Genomic DNA, 3,547 nt, shown 5'->3' on the forward strand with positions numbered 1-3,547 from the left:
TTTCGAGGGCGCGGGCGTGGCGCACGTTGGTCACGATGGTGGCCGAGGCGTTGTTTTCGAGGGCCGAGCCGCGCACCTGCTGCACCAGCGCTGCCTGCAGCGCTTCAAGGCCCTGGCGCTGACCAGCGGCCAGCAACACGAGTGGAATGGTGCCTTCGCCAGCGGAATCAGCCTCAAATGCTGCTTTAAAAGCCGCTAGCGTATCGGCAGAGGCTAAGTCGGTTTTGTTGCCCACGGCCAGCACCGGCAGCTTCAGGCCGGCGGTCAGGGCTTGAATTTCGGCGTGTACCTCGGCCGGCGTCAGCTCGGTCAGGTCGAACAGGTAGAGCAGCAGCGCTGCCTTGCGCACTCGCTCGCGGGTGCGGGCCACGCCAATGGCTTCCACCTCATCGGCGGTGTCGTCGCGCAGGCCGGCAGTGTCCACGAAGCGGAAGCGCAGGCCGTCGATGCTTACCTCGTCCTCAATGAAGTCGCGGGTGGTGCCGGGAATGGCCGATACAATGGCGCGCTCCTCGCGCAACAGGGCATTGAGCAGCGTGGACTTGCCCGCATTGGGCCGGCCGGCGATGACGGTGGTGATGCCGTTTTTGATAACGTTGCCCAGCTCGAAGGAGCGGAGCAGGCTCAGCACAACGACGTGCACCTCGGCCAGCAGCGCGGCCAAGCCGGTGCGGTCGGCAAATTCCACGTCTTCTTCGCCAAAATCCAGCTCCAGCTCCAGCAGCGCGGCAAACTTGATGAGGCGGGCCCGTAGCTCGCGCAGCTCCTGCGAGAAGCCGCCGCGCAACTGGTTGAGCGCTACTTTGTGGCTCAGGGCCGAATCGGCGGCGATGAGGTCGGCCACGGCTTCGGCCTGGGCCAGGTCCATGGCGCCGCTCAGGAAGGCGCGTTTGGTGAACTCGCCGGCTTCGGCCAGCCGGGCGCCTTGGCGCAGCAGCAGGGCCAGCACTTGGCGAACCACGTAGTCGGAGCCGTGGCAGCTGATTTCGACCACGTCTTCGCGGGTGAAGGATTTGGGGCCGCGGAATAGGCCGACCACCACTTCGTCGAGGATTTCGCCGCTGTCGGGGTCACACAGGGTGCCGTAGTGCAAGGTGTTGCCGGCGGATTCGGCGAAGCGCTTTTTGGAAAACACGGCGGCCACGATGGCCACGGCGGCCGGGCCGGAAAGCCGAATGACGGCCAGCGCCCCCGCGCCGGGTGGCGTCGATAAGGCGACGATGGTATCGGAGAAAATTGTCTGAACCACGGATTTTTCGGATTAATCGGATTGGCCGGATTTTATATGCAGTTGCCCTGAATCTGGCCTATTCGGTTACAAACAAATTGCGGCTTACTTCGGCCGATATGAGCGTAGTGCGCTCACGGTTTATTCTGAGCTCAAATGAATTATCGAACGCCACCTTATCCAGTACTTCAATGGTGGCCCCGAGCTGTAGGCCCACTTTGGCGAGGTACTGCAGGAAGGGCGCGGAGGTGTTTTTAACGGCCGCGAGGGTGCCGGTTTCGCCTGCGTTCAGGTCGGCCAGCAGGCGGTGGGCCGGGCGGCGCATGGCCCCATCTTCACCTGGAATGGGGTCGCCGTGCGGGTCGAGGGCGGGGTGGCCCAGGAAGGCGTCGAGCCGGCGCATGAGCAGTGGCGACTGCACGTGCTCCAGCTCCTCGGCCACCTCGTGCACCTCATCCCAGCTGAAACCGAGCCGCTGCACCAGAAAAACCTCCCACAGCCGATGCTTGCGAATGGTGAGCAGCGCCAGCCGTTGGCCCTCGGTGGTGAGCTGCACACCGCGGTATTTTTCGTAATTGAGCAGGCCCTTATCGGCCAGGCGACGCAGCATGTCGGTCACGGAGGCAGCGCGGGTGTCGAGCGCGGCGGCAATGCGGTTGGTGCTTACGCCGGCAGTTTCGGGCTCGGCCTCGGCCAGCTTGAAAATAGCTTTGAGGTAATTTTCCTCGGTGTGGCTGAGGAGCCGGACGGTGGGGCTGGACGGGGATTCGCTCATGCTAACGGGGCCGAACAAAAAGGCCGGTGCAAAGCTGCACGTAAAACGGCACGCTTCACACCGACCCTTGCTGATTCGACACGCAATCGGTTTAACTTAAAACTTAAGCAGCGCCGAGGCCCAGGTGAAGCCCGAGCCGAAGGCGGCCAGGCACACGAGGTCGCCGCGCTTGATTTTACCTTCCTGCACAGCTTCGCTGAAGGCCAGCGGCACCGAGGCGGCGGTGGTGTTGCCGTAGCGCTGAATGTTGCTGAATACCTTGTCATCGGAGAGGCCCATTTTCTGCTGCACGTACTGCGTGATGCGCAGGTTGGCCTGGTGCGGGATGAGCATGTCGATGTCGGACGCCTGCATGCCATTCTCGTCCAGCGCCTCCTTAATGACCTGCGGGAAGCGCACCACGGCGTGCTTGAACACGTTCTGGCCATTCATGTAGGGGTAGAGCTCTGCCTTGTTCTCCATGATGTAATCCACGCGGTTATTCCGGTTCGAGCTGGGCTCCTTCACGATGAGCTCCTCGGCGTGCTCGCCCTGCGCGTGCAGGTGCGTGCTGAGGATGGCGTGCTCATCCGACGTGCTGGGGCGGAGTACCATGGCACCCGCACCATCGCCGAAGATGACGGCCACGCCGCGACCTTCGGGCGTTTTGTCGAGGCCGGAGGAGTGGATTTCGGAGCCCACCACGAGCACCGTATCGTACATGCCGGTGCGGATGAACTGGTCGGCCACCGACAGGGCGTAGATGAAGCCCGAGCATTGGTTGCGCACGTCGAGGGCCGGGCAGTTGTTGGTCATGCCCAGTTCGCGCTGCATAAGCACGCCCGAGCCGGGAAAGAAGTAGTCGGGCGAGAGCGTGGCGAATACAATCAGCTGCACGTCGTTGGCTTCCACGCCGGCCATTTCGAGTGCCTTGCGGGCGGCGTTGGCGCCCATGTTGGCGGTGGTATCGGTACCTTCCTCAAACCAACGGCGCTCCTGAATACCGGTGCGCTCCTGAATCCAGGCATCGGAGGTGTTCATCATCGGCTCGAGCTCGGCGTTTTTAACCACGCGGCTCGGCACGTAATGGCCGACCCCGGCGATGAATGAGTGACGTAATGTTGCCATGGATGATAGGAGGTAAAAGTTGGGCTAAGGGAGAAAGCGCCGCCACAAAGGCAGCCATTAATTCGATGAAGTAACTACGTGCTACGGGCAAATTGGGGCGCAAAGGTGGCAGGTTAAATCACAGAATCCAGCAAATGCCACAATTTTTTGCTTTCCGAGGCCCAGAGCACAGTGGTTGGGATGCCGTTGGGATAGAAGCGGCATTTCTCCAGCCCTTGGCGCAGGTGGGCCGCGGCGGCATCGGCGGGAGTTAGCTCAAACATTAACCCGCCCCCGTGGCGACTCATGGTTTTTGCCCACAGCCAATTTTGGGGAATGAGAATGGGCAGCCCCAGCGCGAGGTACTCGAACAGCTTGGTGGGCCGGCAGCGGGCCGTGCTGGGGTGGGGCCGGTAGGGCAGCAGGCCCAGGTGGCTGCGCCCAATCGCGGCCACGAT

3 protein-coding genes and 1 pseudogene are annotated in these 3,547 nt (G+C 62.4%); all 4 read right to left on the bottom strand.

The genetic code is table 11. The features are described from left to right. Nucleotides 1-1,249, bottom strand: a 1,249-nt coding sequence (gene mnmE, locus ACYVDE_RS17550; protein WP_460502848.1) for a tRNA uridine-5-carboxymethylaminomethyl(34) synthesis GTPase MnmE, incomplete at its 3' end; no start/stop codon positions are given. 58 nt (nucleotides 1,250-1,307) lie between these two features. Continuing rightward, the gene (locus ACYVDE_RS17555; RefSeq protein WP_460502849.1) at nucleotides 1,308-2,003 is read right to left on the bottom strand and encodes a metal-dependent transcriptional regulator; all 696 of its coding nucleotides are present in this window, start codon (nucleotides 2,001-2,003) and stop codon (nucleotides 1,308-1,310) included. A 96-nt stretch (nucleotides 2,004-2,099) separates the two neighbouring features. After that, nucleotides 2,100-3,110: a 3-oxoacyl-ACP synthase III family protein gene (locus ACYVDE_RS17560; protein ID WP_460502850.1), complete on the bottom strand. Its 1,011-nt coding sequence runs from the start codon at nucleotides 3,108-3,110 to the stop codon at nucleotides 2,100-2,102. A 113-nt stretch (nucleotides 3,111-3,223) separates the two neighbouring features. Next, a pseudogene (locus ACYVDE_RS17565) lies at nucleotides 3,224-3,547 on the bottom strand (glycosyltransferase); the annotation flags it as partial.

Source organism: Hymenobacter agri (assembly GCF_054778495.1).

What these genes read in the sequence shown, in the direction of transcription:
- ACYVDE_RS17555 (WP_460502849.1), bottom strand. Translation starts at nt 2,003, where the DNA reads ATGAGCGAATCCCCGTCCAGCCCCACCGTCCGGCTCCTCAGCCACACC.
- ACYVDE_RS17560 (WP_460502850.1), bottom strand. Translation starts at nt 3,110, where the DNA reads ATGGCAACATTACGTCACTCATTCATCGCCGGGGTCGGCCATTACGTG.